This is a genomic window from Rhizobium sp. SU303, assembly GCF_021052345.1.
In the GTDB taxonomy this organism is placed as follows: Bacteria; Pseudomonadota; Alphaproteobacteria; order Rhizobiales; family Rhizobiaceae; genus Rhizobium; species Rhizobium laguerreae.
The window spans coordinates 662,111-675,222 of the sequence record NZ_CP088096.1; the positions used below are offsets into that span (position 1 = coordinate 662,111).

General features: G+C 60.8%; 14 protein-coding genes. 8 read left to right on the forward strand and 6 right to left on the reverse strand.

Annotated features, from left to right (window positions below; all coding sequences use genetic code 11):
* Positions 1-124: 124 nt before the first annotated feature.
* From RlegSU303_RS27725 to RlegSU303_RS27745, 5 genes are all read right to left on the reverse strand, one after another.
* The gene (locus RlegSU303_RS27725) at positions 125-1,204 is read right to left on the reverse strand and encodes a quaternary amine ABC transporter ATP-binding protein (protein ID WP_131627619.1); all 1,080 of its coding nucleotides are present in this window, start codon (positions 1,202-1,204) and stop codon (positions 125-127) included.
* Positions 1,197-2,084 carry an ABC transporter permease gene (locus RlegSU303_RS27730; protein WP_017956864.1) on the reverse strand — a complete coding sequence of 296 codons (888 nt, stop codon included), beginning with the start codon at positions 2,082-2,084 and terminating at the stop codon, positions 1,197-1,199. The genes RlegSU303_RS27725 and RlegSU303_RS27730 overlap by 8 nt, the downstream gene beginning before the upstream one ends.
* 94 nt (positions 2,085-2,178) lie before the next feature.
* The gene (locus tag RlegSU303_RS27735) at positions 2,179-3,180 is read right to left on the reverse strand and encodes an ABC transporter substrate-binding protein (protein WP_017956863.1); all 1,002 of its coding nucleotides are present in this window, start codon (positions 3,178-3,180) and stop codon (positions 2,179-2,181) included.
* Between the two features lie 67 nt (positions 3,181-3,247).
* Positions 3,248-4,042 carry a pyrroline-5-carboxylate reductase family protein gene (locus RlegSU303_RS27740; protein ID WP_017956862.1) on the reverse strand — a complete coding sequence of 265 codons (795 nt, stop codon included), beginning with the start codon at positions 4,040-4,042 and terminating at the stop codon, positions 3,248-3,250.
* A gap of 10 nt (positions 4,043-4,052) precedes the next feature.
* Positions 4,053-4,682, reverse strand: a complete 630-nt coding sequence (locus tag RlegSU303_RS27745) for a TetR/AcrR family transcriptional regulator (RefSeq protein WP_011649280.1) — start codon at positions 4,680-4,682, stop codon at positions 4,053-4,055.
* A 147-nt stretch (positions 4,683-4,829) separates the two neighbouring features.
* Here RlegSU303_RS27745 and RlegSU303_RS27750 point away from each other — a divergent pair, with 147 nt between their 5' ends.
* From RlegSU303_RS27750 to gfa, 8 genes are all read left to right on the forward strand, one after another.
* Entirely contained in the window at positions 4,830-6,866 is a 2,037-nt protein-coding gene (locus tag RlegSU303_RS27750; RefSeq protein WP_131719874.1) for an NADH:flavin oxidoreductase, read from the forward strand.
* Between the two features lie 48 nt (positions 6,867-6,914).
* Positions 6,915-7,517: a dimethylsulfoniopropionate lyase gene (locus RlegSU303_RS27755; RefSeq protein WP_131719873.1), complete on the forward strand. Its 603-nt coding sequence runs from the start codon at positions 6,915-6,917 to the stop codon at positions 7,515-7,517.
* Positions 7,518-7,550: 33 nt separating this feature from the next.
* On the forward strand, positions 7,551-8,300 hold the full coding sequence (locus RlegSU303_RS27760) for an electron transfer flavoprotein subunit beta/FixA family protein (protein ID WP_131720691.1): 750 nt from the start codon (positions 7,551-7,553) through the stop codon (positions 8,298-8,300).
* Between the two features lie 25 nt (positions 8,301-8,325).
* Entirely contained in the window at positions 8,326-9,255 is a 930-nt protein-coding gene (locus tag RlegSU303_RS27765; protein WP_231283877.1) for an electron transfer flavoprotein subunit alpha/FixB family protein, read from the forward strand.
* Positions 9,256-9,270: 15 nt separating this feature from the next.
* Positions 9,271-9,966 (forward strand): dimethylsulfonioproprionate lyase family protein, encoded by a 696-nt coding sequence (locus tag RlegSU303_RS27770; protein ID WP_017956857.1) that lies wholly within the window; start codon positions 9,271-9,273, stop codon positions 9,964-9,966.
* A gap of 153 nt (positions 9,967-10,119) precedes the next feature.
* Positions 10,120-11,247, forward strand: a complete 1,128-nt coding sequence (locus RlegSU303_RS27775) for an S-(hydroxymethyl)glutathione dehydrogenase/class III alcohol dehydrogenase (RefSeq protein ID WP_131719019.1) — start codon at positions 10,120-10,122, stop codon at positions 11,245-11,247.
* Between the two features lie 3 nt (positions 11,248-11,250).
* Positions 11,251-12,087 (forward strand): S-formylglutathione hydrolase, encoded by an 837-nt coding sequence (gene fghA, locus RlegSU303_RS27780; RefSeq protein WP_017956855.1) that lies wholly within the window; start codon positions 11,251-11,253, stop codon positions 12,085-12,087.
* 54 nt (positions 12,088-12,141) lie between these two features.
* A complete protein-coding gene (gfa, locus tag RlegSU303_RS27785) occupies positions 12,142-12,714 on the forward strand; it encodes an S-(hydroxymethyl)glutathione synthase (protein ID WP_131719018.1) in 573 nt (190 codons plus the stop codon).
* On the opposite strand, the gene RlegSU303_RS27790 is transcribed toward gfa, so the two are convergent.
* Positions 12,666-13,025: a hypothetical protein gene (locus RlegSU303_RS27790; protein ID WP_094088315.1), complete on the reverse strand. Its 360-nt coding sequence runs from the start codon at positions 13,023-13,025 to the stop codon at positions 12,666-12,668. The genes gfa and RlegSU303_RS27790 overlap by 49 nt on opposite strands.
* Positions 13,026-13,112: the final 87 nt, after the last annotated feature.

Below are 13,112 nucleotides of genomic sequence, written 5' to 3' on the forward strand. Positions count from 1 at the left end.
CGCCCGCGCAAGCCGATCGGAGTTTGACATGGTGATCCCCGGGGCGTCAGGCGGCCGACCTCCCAGTTCGGGAGATGGCGATATGCCTCGCCAACGAAACGGAAAGACGGCCGCATTTGGAGCTTCAAAGTGCGACCGAGAGGGCGCTGTCGCGTCGGGGAGCCACCTCTTGCGAGTTCACCATCGCGCCCGCGAGCTGGCGGAAGGTGACAAGCCCCAATGATTCCCCGGATGGTGAAACCACCCGGGCATCGTCGTGCGCCGCCGATGCCAGGATCCGGACGGCATCTTCGACGGTCGTGCCTGATGCGATCGTCAATCCGCCTGGCACCGCACCGGAATGCAGGGATGTCATGACGGCATCGACCTGGATGACCCGGCCTCGATTGACCTCCTTGACGAAGTTGGCGATGTAGGCGTCGGCCGGACGCAGAACGATGTCCTGGCTGGTGCCCTGCTGGATGACTTCGCCATCGCGCAGGATCGCAATCTGGTCGCCCAGCCGAAGGGCTTCGTCGAGGTCATGGGTGATGAAGACGATGGTTTTCTTGATCTCCTTCTGAATGTCGAGAAGGACCGTCTGCATATCCGTGCGGATCAATGGATCGAGCGCCGAATAGGCCTCGTCCATCAGCAGAACCGGCGCATCGTTCGAGAGGGCTCGCGCCAGGCCGACGCGCTGCTGCATGCCGCCCGAGAGCTGGTTGGGATATTTGCTCTCGAAGCCCTTCAGGCCGACCCGTTCCAGCCAGCCCATGGCGACGTCGACGGCTTTCGAGCGCTCCATGCCCTGCACCTCGCGGCCGAAGATAGTATTGTCGAGAACATTCCGGTGCGGCAGAAGCGCAAACTTCTGAAACACCATTGCCGTCTGGTGCCGGCGAAACGTCCGCAATTCGGTCTCGTTCATTTTCACCACATCGACGCCGTCGACAAGCACTTCGCCGGCGGTTGGATCGATCAGACGATTGATGTGGCGGATGAGCGTCGACTTGCCCGAACCCGAAAGACCCATGATGACCTGAATGCGGCCCGAGGGTATCTCGACATTGATATCTTTCAGGCCGAGCACGTGGCCGTGCTTTTCGTTGAGCTCGGTCTTCGACAATCCCTTTTTGACGGCATCGACATGAGCGCCAGGATTGGGACCGAAGATCTTGTAGAGGTGGCGGATCTTGATGCCGCCGAAACGTTGATCAGCCATGGACGATCTCCCGATGCTTCTGGAGCCGTTTGCCATACGCCTGGCTGACCCGGTCGAAGATGATGGCAATGCCGACGATGGCAAGGCCGTTGAAAATACCCAGGGTGAAGTACTGGTTGGCGATGGCCTTCAGAACCGGCTGGCCAAGGCCCTGGACGCCGATCATCGAAGCGACGACCACCATGGCAAGCGCCATCATGATAGTCTGGTTGATGCCGGCCATGATGGTGGGAAGCGCCAGCGGCAACTGGACCTTGAACAGCTTCTGCGAACTCGACGTTCCGAACGCATCGGCTGCCTCGAGCACGTCCTTGTCGACCAGGCGGATGCCGAGGTCGGTCAGCCTTATCATCGGCGGGATGGCGTAGATGACGACGGCAATCAGTCCCGGCACCTTGCCGATGCCGAGCAGCATGACGACAGGGATCAGATAGACGAAGCTCGGCATGGTCTGCATGACGTCGAGGATCGGATTGATAACGCGCTGCAGCCGGTCGGAACGCGCCATCAATATCCCCATCGGAATGCCGATGGCGATGGAGAGCACGGTACAGACGAAGATCATCGAGACCGTCCGCATCGTATCGTCCCACATGTCGAAATAGCCGATCAGCAGCAGCGTGACGAGACAGCCGAGGACGATCTTCAGGCTGCGGCTGGCAAACCATGCGATGACAAGGATGATTGCCGTAATGATCGGCCACGGCGTCTGCGTCATGAAGCGGTCGGCGGCGATCAGGAAATGCTGCAGCGGGGAGAAGAGGCTTTCGATCGCGTCGCCGTAGCTGCGGGTAAATGTACGAAAGCCGTCATCGATCGCCTTCTTCAGATTGCGAAGGGCGTCGTCATCCATATGCGGGAATTTATAAAACCATTCCATTCGGTTCCCCTTTTCTTCAAAGAGCCGTGGCAGTCTTTTTGATTTTATCGGCAGCGAGAGGCGGTGCGCTTTACGCGCACCGCAGTAGTCGGTGTTAAAGAGCAGCTTCGATCTTCGTGGCTGCCTCAGGCGAAACCCACTTGGTCCAGAGGTCCTTGTTTTCTTTGAGGAAGTGCTTGGCACCGTCCTCGCCGGTCGCCTGGTTGTCGGTCATCCACGCCATCAGCTTGTTGACCGTGTCGTTGCTCCAGGAGCGCTTCGTCAGGTAGTCCATGACCTCAGGGCCGACCTTTTCCGAGAAAGGCTTTGCAACGAGGGTGACGATCTTGTCGACCGGCCATGCATTCGGCTTCGGGTCGGGGCAATCGGCGACGGTATTGCAGCGCTTCCATTCGGCGGCGTCGTTCGGCACGCCGGCTTCCAGCTTGACCATCTCATACTTGCCGAGCAGCGCGGTCGGCGCCCAGTAATAGCCGGCCCAGCCTTCCTTGCGTTCGTAGGCCTTGGAGATCGAACCATCGAGGCCGGCAGCCGAGCCGGTATCGACGAGGGTGAAGCCGGCCTTGTCGGCTTCGAAGGCCTTGTAGAGCTGCGTGGTCACCACGGTGCCGCCCCAGCCCTGCGGCCCGTTGTAGATGGCGCCCTTCTTCGGATCCTCGGGAGCGGGGAAGAGTTCCGGATGCTTCAGCACGTCGCCGATGGTCTTGATGTCGGGATGGGCATCGGCCAGATATTTGGGAATCCACCAACCCTGCACGCCGCCATCGGGCAGCGGAGAGCCGACCTGGACGATCCGGCCTTCTTCCGTTCCCTTCTTGACGACATCGGGCAGCAGGTCGATCCATGCTTCCGGCGCGATATCCGGCTGGCCCTTTTCGGCCATCGAGGTAATCGTCGGGACGGTATCGCCGACGGTGATTTCGGCCTCACAGCCATAACCCTCGTTCAAGATGAACTTGTCGAGGTTGGAGAGAACCTCTGCACTCTGCCAGTTCATGCTGGCGATGGTGACGGTGCCGCATTCGGCGGCGCTGGCGAAAGACGCCCCGCCGATCAGGCCGAACGTCAGACATGTCGATGCGAATAGTTTTTTCATTCTCGTTCCCTCTATTTAGCGGCCGGTTTTGCTGAGCGGGGCGCCGCAGGACCCACTCCAACGGTTGTCAGGAAGCGTCTCCCATACTCACCGATTTCTTGAATGCTGCCGATAGTCCTTCCGCAACCGAAGCGTTGAACCCCGCAGCGCGCATGCCTTCGATGGCTGCCGCCGTGGTTCCGCGATAGCCGAGAAAGGTTTGAACGACATCGTCAGGAGATTCGTCTTGACGCTCCAGCAGGCGGCCGGCGCCTGTGATCACCGTGTTCACGGCGCGGCGCGCAATCTCCGCCGGCAGGCCGTTTGCGACGGCGTCGCGCATCATGGCGGCGGCGAGCAGCGCCGGGAATGCCGGTCCGGACCCCGAAAGACCCGTGAGGTAATCAATGTCGCTTTCCCTTGCGACCTCGTCCTCAGATCCGCATGCCTGAAAAATCGCGCGGACGAGGGCCCGGTCGTCTTCGGTGACATCGCTCGCTCCAATCCACGGCGTATAGGACTTGGCCACTTCGGCGGCGGCGTTCGGCAAAGCGCGGATAACGCGGCCGGTGTTGTGGCGCTCGGAAAGTGCGTCCAGGCGGATGCCCGCCATGACAGATATCACAAGCTTGCCGCCGGCCTCGACATCAAGCGCACGCCAGTCATCAGGACGGACGGAAAGAATGATCACGTCCGAGCGGTCGGCAAGCGCCTGATTGTCGGTGGTCAGGAAAGAATTCGGGAAACGGCGCGGCTGCTCGCTGCGATAGGAGAGGGAGAGATTTCGAGGTTCGACCAGGCCGGCGTCAAGGATCGAGCCGGCGATTGCTCCGCCAAGCCAACCGCCGCCGCCAATGATGCCGATCCTCAAGGAAACGCTCATCCGGCTCTCCCTAACCGGGCCTGTAGCCATGCCGCGAGAAGAAGCGATCGAGCTCCCTCTGCTGCGGCACTTCGCCGGTGTAGATCGCGATATATTCGGGAATCCGTTTCATGCGGACGGCGAGTTCCTCCTTGGCTTGCATGGAGATATATCCGATCTGCACGAGGTAAGTTGTTCGCGCTCGGACATCTGATGTCGCTTCTGGTAGCCCGAACCGGATAAACATCCGCTTGAGCGCATCAAGCCGGAGCTGATCGGCTTGCCGGACCTCGGCGAGAATCTCGTCGGACTGCAGCGCCCAGCTGCGCACGGCGAATTCGAACCTGGCGTCGAACAGATCATTGTTGAGCCAGCAATCGAAGACGTTGAGCATCGCCTCGGCAAGCGATTCCGCATAAGCTTCGGACTGCTTGACGATGTTGCCGGTATTTTTGTCGCGCCACCGCGCCACGAGCCCGGCCAACAGCTCCTCCCGATCCTTGAAGAACCAGTAAAAGCTCGTGCGCGAGAGATTGAGCTTCTTCGCCAGCGGCAGAATTTTCACCGAATCCACGCCGGAATCCAGCAGCGAGTGGTAAGCTGCTTCCAGCCACCCCTCCTGTGATCCGCGCCAGCCAGTGTCGTTCAAAGCCTGATCCATGGGCTATCTCCTATCAAATTATCAAGCCGCGCACAAGAAAAATGTACATCAGTGTCGAAAACGACGACCTGGTTGTTTTCAATGTTGACACATATGTACATTGTGCTTAGCGTCTGCTCTGACGTTTTTAATCCGGAACCACGGCCCATGTCGAACGATCCCCTTCTTCAACCCTACCAGCTCAAGCATCTGACGCTACGCAATCGTATCATCGTGACCTCCCACGAACCGGCCTATCCGGAAGACGGCATGCCGAAGGAGAGGTACCGTGCCTATACGGTGGAGCGGGCAAAGGGCGGGGTGGCCTTGACGATGACGGCGGGCTCGGCCGCGGTTTCCAGAGACAGCCCGCCGGTCTTCAACAACCTGCTCGCCTATAAGGACGAGATCGTACCCTGGGTCAGGGAAATGACCGACGCCGTGCATGAAGAGGGCGCGGCGATCATGATCCAGCTCACCCATCTCGGCCGGCGCACGCGCTGGGACAAGGGCGACTGGCTGCCTGTCGTGGCGCCATCGCATCAGCGCGAGGCGTCCCACCGCGCCTTCCCGAAGAAGATGGAAGATTGGGACATCGAGCGCATCATCAAGGATTTCGCCGACGCTGCCGAGCGCATGAAGGCAGGCGGCATGGACGGTGTCGAACTGGAAGCCTATGGCCACCTGATCGACCAGTTCACGTCTCCGCTCACCAACGAGCTCGACGGTCCCTATGGCGGCTCGCTCGACCACCGTTTGCGCTTCTGTTTCGATGTCTTCAAGGCGATCCGGCAAAGGGTGGGGAACGACTTCATTCTGGGTGTGCGCTACACCGCAGACGAATGTCTTCCCGGCGGCACCGGCAAGGGCGACGGCATCGAAATTTCCAAGCGCCTGAAGGAAAGCGGCCTGATCGATTACCTGAACGTGATCCGCGGTCACATCGATACCGATGCGGGTCTGACCGACGTGATCCCGATCCAGGGCATGGCGAATTCACCGCATCTCGATTTCGCCGGCGAAATTCGCGCCGCAACCAATTTCCCGACCTTCCATGCCGCGAAAATCCCTGACGTTGCCACCGCGCGCCATGCGATCGCCTCCGGCAAGGTCGACATGGTCGGCATGACCCGCGCCCACATGACCGACCCGCACATCGTCCGCAAGATCATCGAAAAGCGGGAAGACGATATTCGTCCCTGCGTCGGCGCCAATTACTGTCTCGATCGCATTTACCAGGGCGGCGCAGCCTTCTGTATCCACAATGCCGCCACCGGCCGCGAGCTGACCATGCCGCATATCGTGGCAAAGGCAGACACCAAGAAAAAGGTCGTCATCGTCGGCGCCGGCCCGGCCGGTCTGGAAGCGGCGCGCGTCGCCGGAGAACGCGGCCACCAGGTCGTCGTTTTCGAAGCGGCCAACAATCCCGGCGGCCAGATCCGCCTCACCGCCCAGAGCGAGCGCCGCAGGGAGATGATCAGCATCATCGACTGGCGCATGAGCCAGTGCGAGAAATACGACGTCACCTTCCACTTCAACACCTGGGCGGAAGCCGATACCATCGAGGCCGAGAACCCCGATGTCGTCATCATCGCGACCGGCGGCTTGCCGCATACCGAGGTTCTCGCCAGCGGCAACGACCTGGTGGTCTCCTCATGGGACATTATCTCCGGCGATGTGAAGCCTGGAACCAACGTGCTGATCTTCGACGATGCCGGCGACCATGCCGGCCTTCAGGCGGCCGAATTTCTCGCCAAGGCAGGCGCCAAGGTCGAGATCATGACGCCGGACCGGTCCTTCGCGCCCGAGGTCATGGCCATGAACCTGGTGCCCTATATGCGGTCGCTGCAGAAGCACGACGTGACCTTCACCGTCACCTATCGTCTCGAAGCCGTCGAAAAGAGCGGCAACCAGCTCGTCGCCCATGTCGGCAGCGATTACGGCGGGATTGCCAGGCAGCACAGCTTCGACCAGATCGTCGTCAATCATGGGACCATTCCGCTCGACGAGCTCTATTTCGAACTGAAACCCAGCTCGAGCAATCTCGGCGAGATGTCGCACGACCAGCTTCTTTCCGGAGAACCTCAGTCAGTGATCCGCAATCCTGATGGCAAGTTCCAGCTGTTCCGGATCGGGGATGCGGTCGCCGCACGCAACACGCATGCCGCTGTCTATGACGGGCTGCGCATTGCGAAAGATATCTGATCGCAAGAGCGGACCGCTTGCCGGCCGATCGTCTCGGGAGGTGATGACATGAGTTTACGCAATGAAAGCCTCCAGGTTTTCCTGGACGCGACTTTCGTGGCTTTCGATCAGTTCGCGAATGCCCCGGAAGCCCGCCGCTCGGTCCGTCAGATTTTTGCGGCGCTCGAGCGCCCAGGAGCCGCGCGGGCGGGAGAGGGAAGCCGATTGCCCGTGTGCGCTCAGCTTGATGTGGCGCTTTCGGTCGATACGTCCTATCCTTCGCTGATGCGTTTGATCGAGGGGTTCAAAGGCATCGAGCCAATGCTTGAATGGCGCCGGCGCAGCAAGTATGACCACACGGCCAGCGGCAATTTTGTCGATGGGCATGCCAACGCCATGATTATCGGCCCGGGAGGATTGGAGGAGCGGTGCGACCTGTGGATCGGCGTGACTTTGATGGCGCCTCACGTGCGCTATCCCGATCACGACCATGCGCCCGAGGAAGTCTATCTCGTGCTTTCCGAGGGAGAGTTCCAGCAGGGGGAAGGTGACTGGTTTTCGCCTGGTATCGGCGGATCCTTCTACAATGTCCCCGACATCAAGCATGCCATGAGGTCGCTCGACACGCCGCTCTTCGCCTTCTGGGTATTGCTTGCTGAACGACCGCACTGACCACCAGCAGTCTAGAAATAAAGGGGGTTGCCCATGAAAATTCTCGTGCCAGTCAAACGGGTTGTCGATTACAACGTGAAGATCCGGGTGAAGCCGGATGGCACGGGTGTCGAGCTTGCCAATGTGAAGATGTCGATGAACCCGTTCGACGAGATCTCGGTGGAAGAGGCGCTGCGGCTGAAGGAAGCCGGCAAGGCCGAGGAAGTGGTGGTCGTCTCGATCGGCCCGGCCAAGGCCGAGGAGACGCTGCGCACCGCCCTTGCCATGGGTGCCGACCGGGCGATCCTCATCGAGACCGACGATCAAATCGAGCCGCTCACCGTCGCCAAGATCTTGAAGGCCGTGGCTGACGCCGAACAGCCGGGGCTGATCATATCAGGCAAGCAGGCGATCGACGACGACAGCAACCAGACCGGCCAGATGCTGGCGGCGCTGATGGGAATTGCCCAGGCGACCTTCGCTTCGAAGATCGAGATCGGCGATGGCAAAGCTCAGGTCACCCGCGAAGTCGATGGCGGCCTGCAGACGATCGAGATCAAGCTGCCGGCTGTTGTGACCACCGATCTGCGCTTGAACGAGCCGCGCTATGCCTCGCTGCCGAATATCATGAAGGCGAAGAAGAAGCCGCTCGACAAGAAAACGCCCGGCGACTTCGGCGTCGACACCACGCCGCGGCTCAAGGTGTTGAAGACCGAGGAGCCGTCGGGCCGCAAGGCCGGCGTCAAGGTCAAGTCGGTCGCTGAACTGATCGACAAGCTCAAAAACGAAGCCGGCGTGCTGTAATCAGCTTGGAACAGGAGCCATCATCATGACCATTCTTCTTCTGGCTGACCACGACAATGCCAGCCTGTCCGATCAGACCGCCAAAGCGCTGACGGCAGCCGCAAAAATTGGCGGCGATATTCATGTGCTCGTCGCCGGCAAGGCTGCCAAGCCCGCTGCCGAACAAGCGGCAAAACTTGCCGGCGTCTCCAAGGTGCTGCTGGCCGAAAGCGACGAACTCGCCAACAATCTGGCCGAGCCGCTGGCCGACCTGATCGTTTCGCTCTCCGCCAGCTACGACACGATCCTGTCTGCCGCCACCTCGGTCGGCAAGAATGTGCTGCCGCGGGTCGCTGCCCTGCTCGATGTCGCCCAGGTCTCCGAGATCATCGAGGTGATCTCGTCCGACACCTTCAAGCGGCCGATCTATGCCGGCAATGCCATCCAGACGGTACAGGCGAGCGATGCCAAAAAGGTGATCACCGTGCGCACCGCATCCTTCGCCTCTGCACCGGACGGTGGCTCGGCAACGATCGAGGCGATCCCGGCGGTTTCCGATCCGGGGCTTTCGACCTTTGTCGGCGATGCGCTGTCGGCCTCCGACCGTCCGGAACTGACCTCTGCGAAGATCATCATCTCCGGCGGCCGGGCGCTCGGCTCGGCGGAAAAGTTCAGGGAGGTCATCCTGCCTCTTGCCGACAAGCTGGGGGCCGCCGTCGGTGCCAGCCGTGCTGCCGTCGATGCCGGTTATGCGCCGAACGACTGGCAGGTCGGCCAGACCGGCAAGGTGGTGGCGCCGCAGCTATACATTGCCTGCGGCATTTCAGGCGCCATCCAGCATCTGGCCGGCATGAAGGATTCGAAGGTGATCGTCGCCATCAACAAGGACGAGGAGGCGCCGATCTTCCAGGTCGCCGACTATGGATTGGTCGCCGATCTCTTCGATGTCTTGCCGGAATTGCAAAAGGCGCTCTAGCGGGGGAGACCGAACGTGGCGCGCGTCGTGGGACGTCCAATCAAACCTGGTGCCGACCTTCTCCTCAACGATGACGAGAAGCCGGCATACATACGGCTGCACGACATCGGCAGAGAGCGGCGCTCTCGGCCGCTGCAGGAATTCCTCAACGATGTCGGCGGACTGATGTTGTCGGCGGAGGCTCCTGCGGTCGCCAGCTTCGTTGCGGGCAAGGTTCTCCAGAGGCTGCTCAAGACCGGCAAGGTGCGTCCGGAGGGCGGGCCTCTTCCCGGCGCGCCCGAAGGGCTGGATGACGCCATCGGCCATCTTGCAAAATCGGGACGGAAATACGAGGCGATCGCCGGCCAGTTCCAGAGTCTCGCCGATAAGCTGCTCTGGAGACGCGGCCGCTCCGGTCCGTTCGCAAGCCTGAATTTTGGCAATACGCACTCCCATGCGGTCTTGGTCGGTCCCGGCGGCATGGAGGAACGCGCCGATCTCAGGGTCGGCGTGATCTACATGGATCGCTACACAAGATTCCCCGATCATGTTCAGACGCAGCCCCGCGCCTTCATTCTGCTTTCGCCGGGTGAAATCCGCCTTGGCGACTCCGAGTGGTTCTCCGCCGGTGTCGGCACGGTCTTTGCGAACGACGCCGGGCAATCCTTTGCGATAAGATGCACAGCCCGGCCGCTGCTTGCGGTCTGGTGCCAGGTTGAGCGGGAGACGTGATGGGGTCCTTGGCGACTATGGGTCCGAGATGAACAAAAAGCCCGAAGGCGAGCGCTTGAAGTCTCGGCGATAACGCAGCGGAGCAGATCGGCGAGAAGCCGGTCGTTCGGAATATGCAGCATCAGAATTCAATTTAAGAGGAAGGATATCAAGATGGACGTTCGCGCCGCCGTTGCCGTTCAGGCCGGAAAACCGCTCGAAGTGATGACCGTGCAGCTCGAAGGCCCGAAGGCCGGCGAAGTGCTGGTGGAGGTCAAGGCGACGGGCATCTGCCACACCGACGATTTCACTTTGTCGGGCGCCGATCCGGAAGGCCTCTTCCCGGCGATCCTCGGCCATGAGGGCGCCGGCATCGTCGTCGATGTCGGCCCCGGCGTCACTTCGGTGAAGAAGGGCGACCACGTCATTCCGCTTTACACCCCGGAATGCCGCGAATGCTATTCCTGCACCTCGCGCAGGACCAATCTCTGCACCTCGATCCGCGCCACCCAGGGCCAGGGCGTGATGCCGGACGGAACCAGCCGCTTCTCGATCGGCAAGGACAAAATCCATCACTATATGGGCTGCTCGACCTTTTCGAACTTCACCGTGCTGCCGGAGATCGCGCTTGCCAAGGTCAATCCCGACGCGCCATTCGACAAGATCTGCTACATCGGCTGCGGTGTCACCACCGGCATCGGCGCCGTCATCAACACCGCCAAGGTTGAGATCGGCGCGACCGCCATCGTGTTCGGTCTCGGCGGCATCGGCCTCAACGTGCTTCAGGGTCTGCGCCTTGCCGGCGCCGACATGATCATCGGCGTCGATATCAACCCTGACCGCAAGGCATGGGGCGAGAAGTTCGGCATGACACATTTTGTCAATCCGAAGGAGGTCGGCGACGACATCGTGCCCTATCTCGTCAACCTGACGAAGCGCCACGGCGACCTGATCGGCGGGGCCGACTACACGTTCGACTGCACGGGCAACACCAAGGTGATGCGCCAGGCGCTGGAATCTTCCCACCGCGGCTGGGGCAAGTCCATTATCATCGGTGTTGCCGGCGCCGGCCAGGAAATCTCTACCCGCCCGTTCCAGCTGGTCACCGGCCGCAACTGGATGGGCACCGCCTTTGGCGGCGCGCGCGGCCGCACCGACGTGCCGAAGATCGTCGACTGGTACATGCAGGGCAAGATCCAGATCGATCCGATGATCACCCACACCATGCCGCTCGAAGACATCAACAAGGGCTTCGAGCTGATGCACAAGGGCGAGAGCATTCGTGGCGTGGTCGTGTACTGAGCCATGAAGACGATCTCGACCGAAAATTCTCATGGCGGCACCCAGGGCGTTTACGTCGATCGCTCGGATGTCTGCGACTGCGACATGACCTTTGCGGTATTCCTGCCGCCACAGGCCAAAGCACGAAAGCTGCCGGTTCTATGGTACCTTTCCGGTCTGACCTGCACTCATGCCAACGTCATGGAAAAGGGCGAGTATCGGCGTCTTGCCGCAGAACTCGGCATCATCGTCGTCTGCCCCGACACCAGTCCGCGGGGCGATGCCGTCCCGGACGAACCTGATAATTGGCAGTTCGGCAAGGGGGCCGGCTTTTACGTCGACGCCACCGAGCCGCCGTTCGCGCAGAACTATCGGATGTACAGCTACGTCGTCGATGAATTGCCGAAGCTTATCGAAGCCGAGTTTCCGGTCGACATGACGCGACAGGGCATCTTCGGTCATTCGATGGGCGGACATGGCGCGATCACGATCGCGCTCAAGAACCCGGAACGCTTCGGTAGCTGCTCGGCCTTCGCGCCGATCAGCCATCCGTCGGTCTCCGGCTGGTCAAAGCCGGCATTCCGGAAATATCTCGGAGCGGATGAGACGGCCTGGCGGGCATATGATGCCTGCTCGCTGATCGAAGACGGTCACCGGTTTCCGGAATTCCTCGTCGATCAAGGGACGGCGGATAGCTTCCTGGAGGATGGATTGCGCCCTGAAGAGCTCCGGCAAGCCTGCGAAACGGCCGGCATCAGCCTGCGGCTTCGCATGCAGGAAGGCTACGGCCATTCCTACTTCTTCATTTCGACTTTCATGGAAGACCATCTGCGCTGGCACGCGCGAAGGTTGGGAGACTGATTGCAGAGCTTGGCCGGGCATATCGCAAACGGCCCAGAAGGGGAGGAGAAACCCATGACCAGCATAGCCATACATCCGGCAGTGGATTCAGGCTTTCGGGCGACTGACGCTGCTTTCGCAGGCGGGACGCTCGTCTGCAAGTGCGCAAGCAACCCCGTGAAGGTCAGGATCAAGAGCGACATCGCCCACAATCATGCCTGCGGCTGCACGAAGTGCTGGAAGCCCGAGGGCGCAGTCTTTTCGGTCGTGGCAGTTGCGCCGACCGAAAGCGTCGAAGTTCAGGAGAATGGCGACAAGCTCGCCGTCGTCGATTCCACAGCCTTGATCCAGCGCCACGCCTGCAGAGAATGCGGCGTGCATATGTATGGGCCGGTCGTGCGCGAACATCCGTTCCAGGGATTGTCGTTCGTCCATCCGGAGCGCTTTCAGGAAAGCGGCTGGGCGAAGCCGGGCTTTGCGGCCTTCGTGTCGTCGATCATCGAAAGCGGCTTCGACCCCGCGAAGATGGACGCCGTCAGAACGCAGCTGAAGGCGTCGGGCCTCGAGCCTTACGATTGCCTAAACCCTGGCCTTATGGACTACATCGCAACCTGGATGGCCAAGAAGAGCGGCGTCCTGGCCGCGTGATCGACCTTGGGGGGCGCCAGGTCGGCGCTCCCCGACAAAACCGCCGCTATCAGGATATCGAGATACTCCGTGATGGCCGCACACCGCTGGTTTGCCGGCGGTCGGGCTTGCGAAGCCTGATGGTCAACGTCGATGCGCACTGCATCAACCTCGACTGCAGAGAAATCCTCACCGACCTGCCACGATAATCCGCTTGGAAAGAAACTCCTCGATGGCCGCCGCCGCAGAGCGCCGATCATGGGCAGCGCTTTGAAATGGCGCTCGACATGCACCGGCATGACTTCGCCGGTGTCATTGTGTATTTCACGCATACTAATTGTGTACGCAAAGTACACAATATTTGACTCCTTTGGAAAGGCGTGCCATCTTCACGGCGTAGAGCAACGAGCGGCGGAGAG

What these genes read in the sequence shown, in the direction of transcription:
- RlegSU303_RS27735 (WP_017956863.1), bottom strand. Translation starts at nt 3,180, where the DNA reads ATGAAAAAACTATTCGCATCGACATGTCTGACGTTCGGCCTGATCGGC.
- RlegSU303_RS27790 (WP_094088315.1), bottom strand. Translation starts at nt 13,025, where the DNA reads ATGCGTGAAATACACAATGACACCGGCGAAGTCATGCCGGTGCATGTC.
- gfa (WP_131719018.1), top strand. Translation starts at nt 12,142, where the DNA reads ATGACCAGCATAGCCATACATCCGGCAGTGGATTCAGGCTTTCGGGCG.
- RlegSU303_RS27765 (WP_231283877.1), top strand. Translation starts at nt 8,326, where the DNA reads ATGACCATTCTTCTTCTGGCTGACCACGACAATGCCAGCCTGTCCGAT.
- RlegSU303_RS27745 (WP_011649280.1), bottom strand. Translation starts at nt 4,682, where the DNA reads ATGGATCAGGCTTTGAACGACACTGGCTGGCGCGGATCACAGGAGGGG.
- RlegSU303_RS27755 (WP_131719873.1), top strand. Translation starts at nt 6,915, where the DNA reads ATGAGTTTACGCAATGAAAGCCTCCAGGTTTTCCTGGACGCGACTTTC.
- RlegSU303_RS27775 (WP_131719019.1), top strand. Translation starts at nt 10,120, where the DNA reads ATGGACGTTCGCGCCGCCGTTGCCGTTCAGGCCGGAAAACCGCTCGAA.
- RlegSU303_RS27760 (WP_131720691.1), top strand. Translation starts at nt 7,551, where the DNA reads ATGAAAATTCTCGTGCCAGTCAAACGGGTTGTCGATTACAACGTGAAG.
- RlegSU303_RS27725 (WP_131627619.1), bottom strand. Translation starts at nt 1,204, where the DNA reads ATGGCTGATCAACGTTTCGGCGGCATCAAGATCCGCCACCTCTACAAG.
- fghA (WP_017956855.1), top strand. Translation starts at nt 11,251, where the DNA reads ATGAAGACGATCTCGACCGAAAATTCTCATGGCGGCACCCAGGGCGTT.
- RlegSU303_RS27730 (WP_017956864.1), bottom strand. Translation starts at nt 2,084, where the DNA reads ATGGAATGGTTTTATAAATTCCCGCATATGGATGACGACGCCCTTCGC.
- RlegSU303_RS27750 (WP_131719874.1), top strand. Translation starts at nt 4,830, where the DNA reads ATGTCGAACGATCCCCTTCTTCAACCCTACCAGCTCAAGCATCTGACG.
- RlegSU303_RS27740 (WP_017956862.1), bottom strand. Translation starts at nt 4,042, where the DNA reads ATGAGCGTTTCCTTGAGGATCGGCATCATTGGCGGCGGCGGTTGGCTT.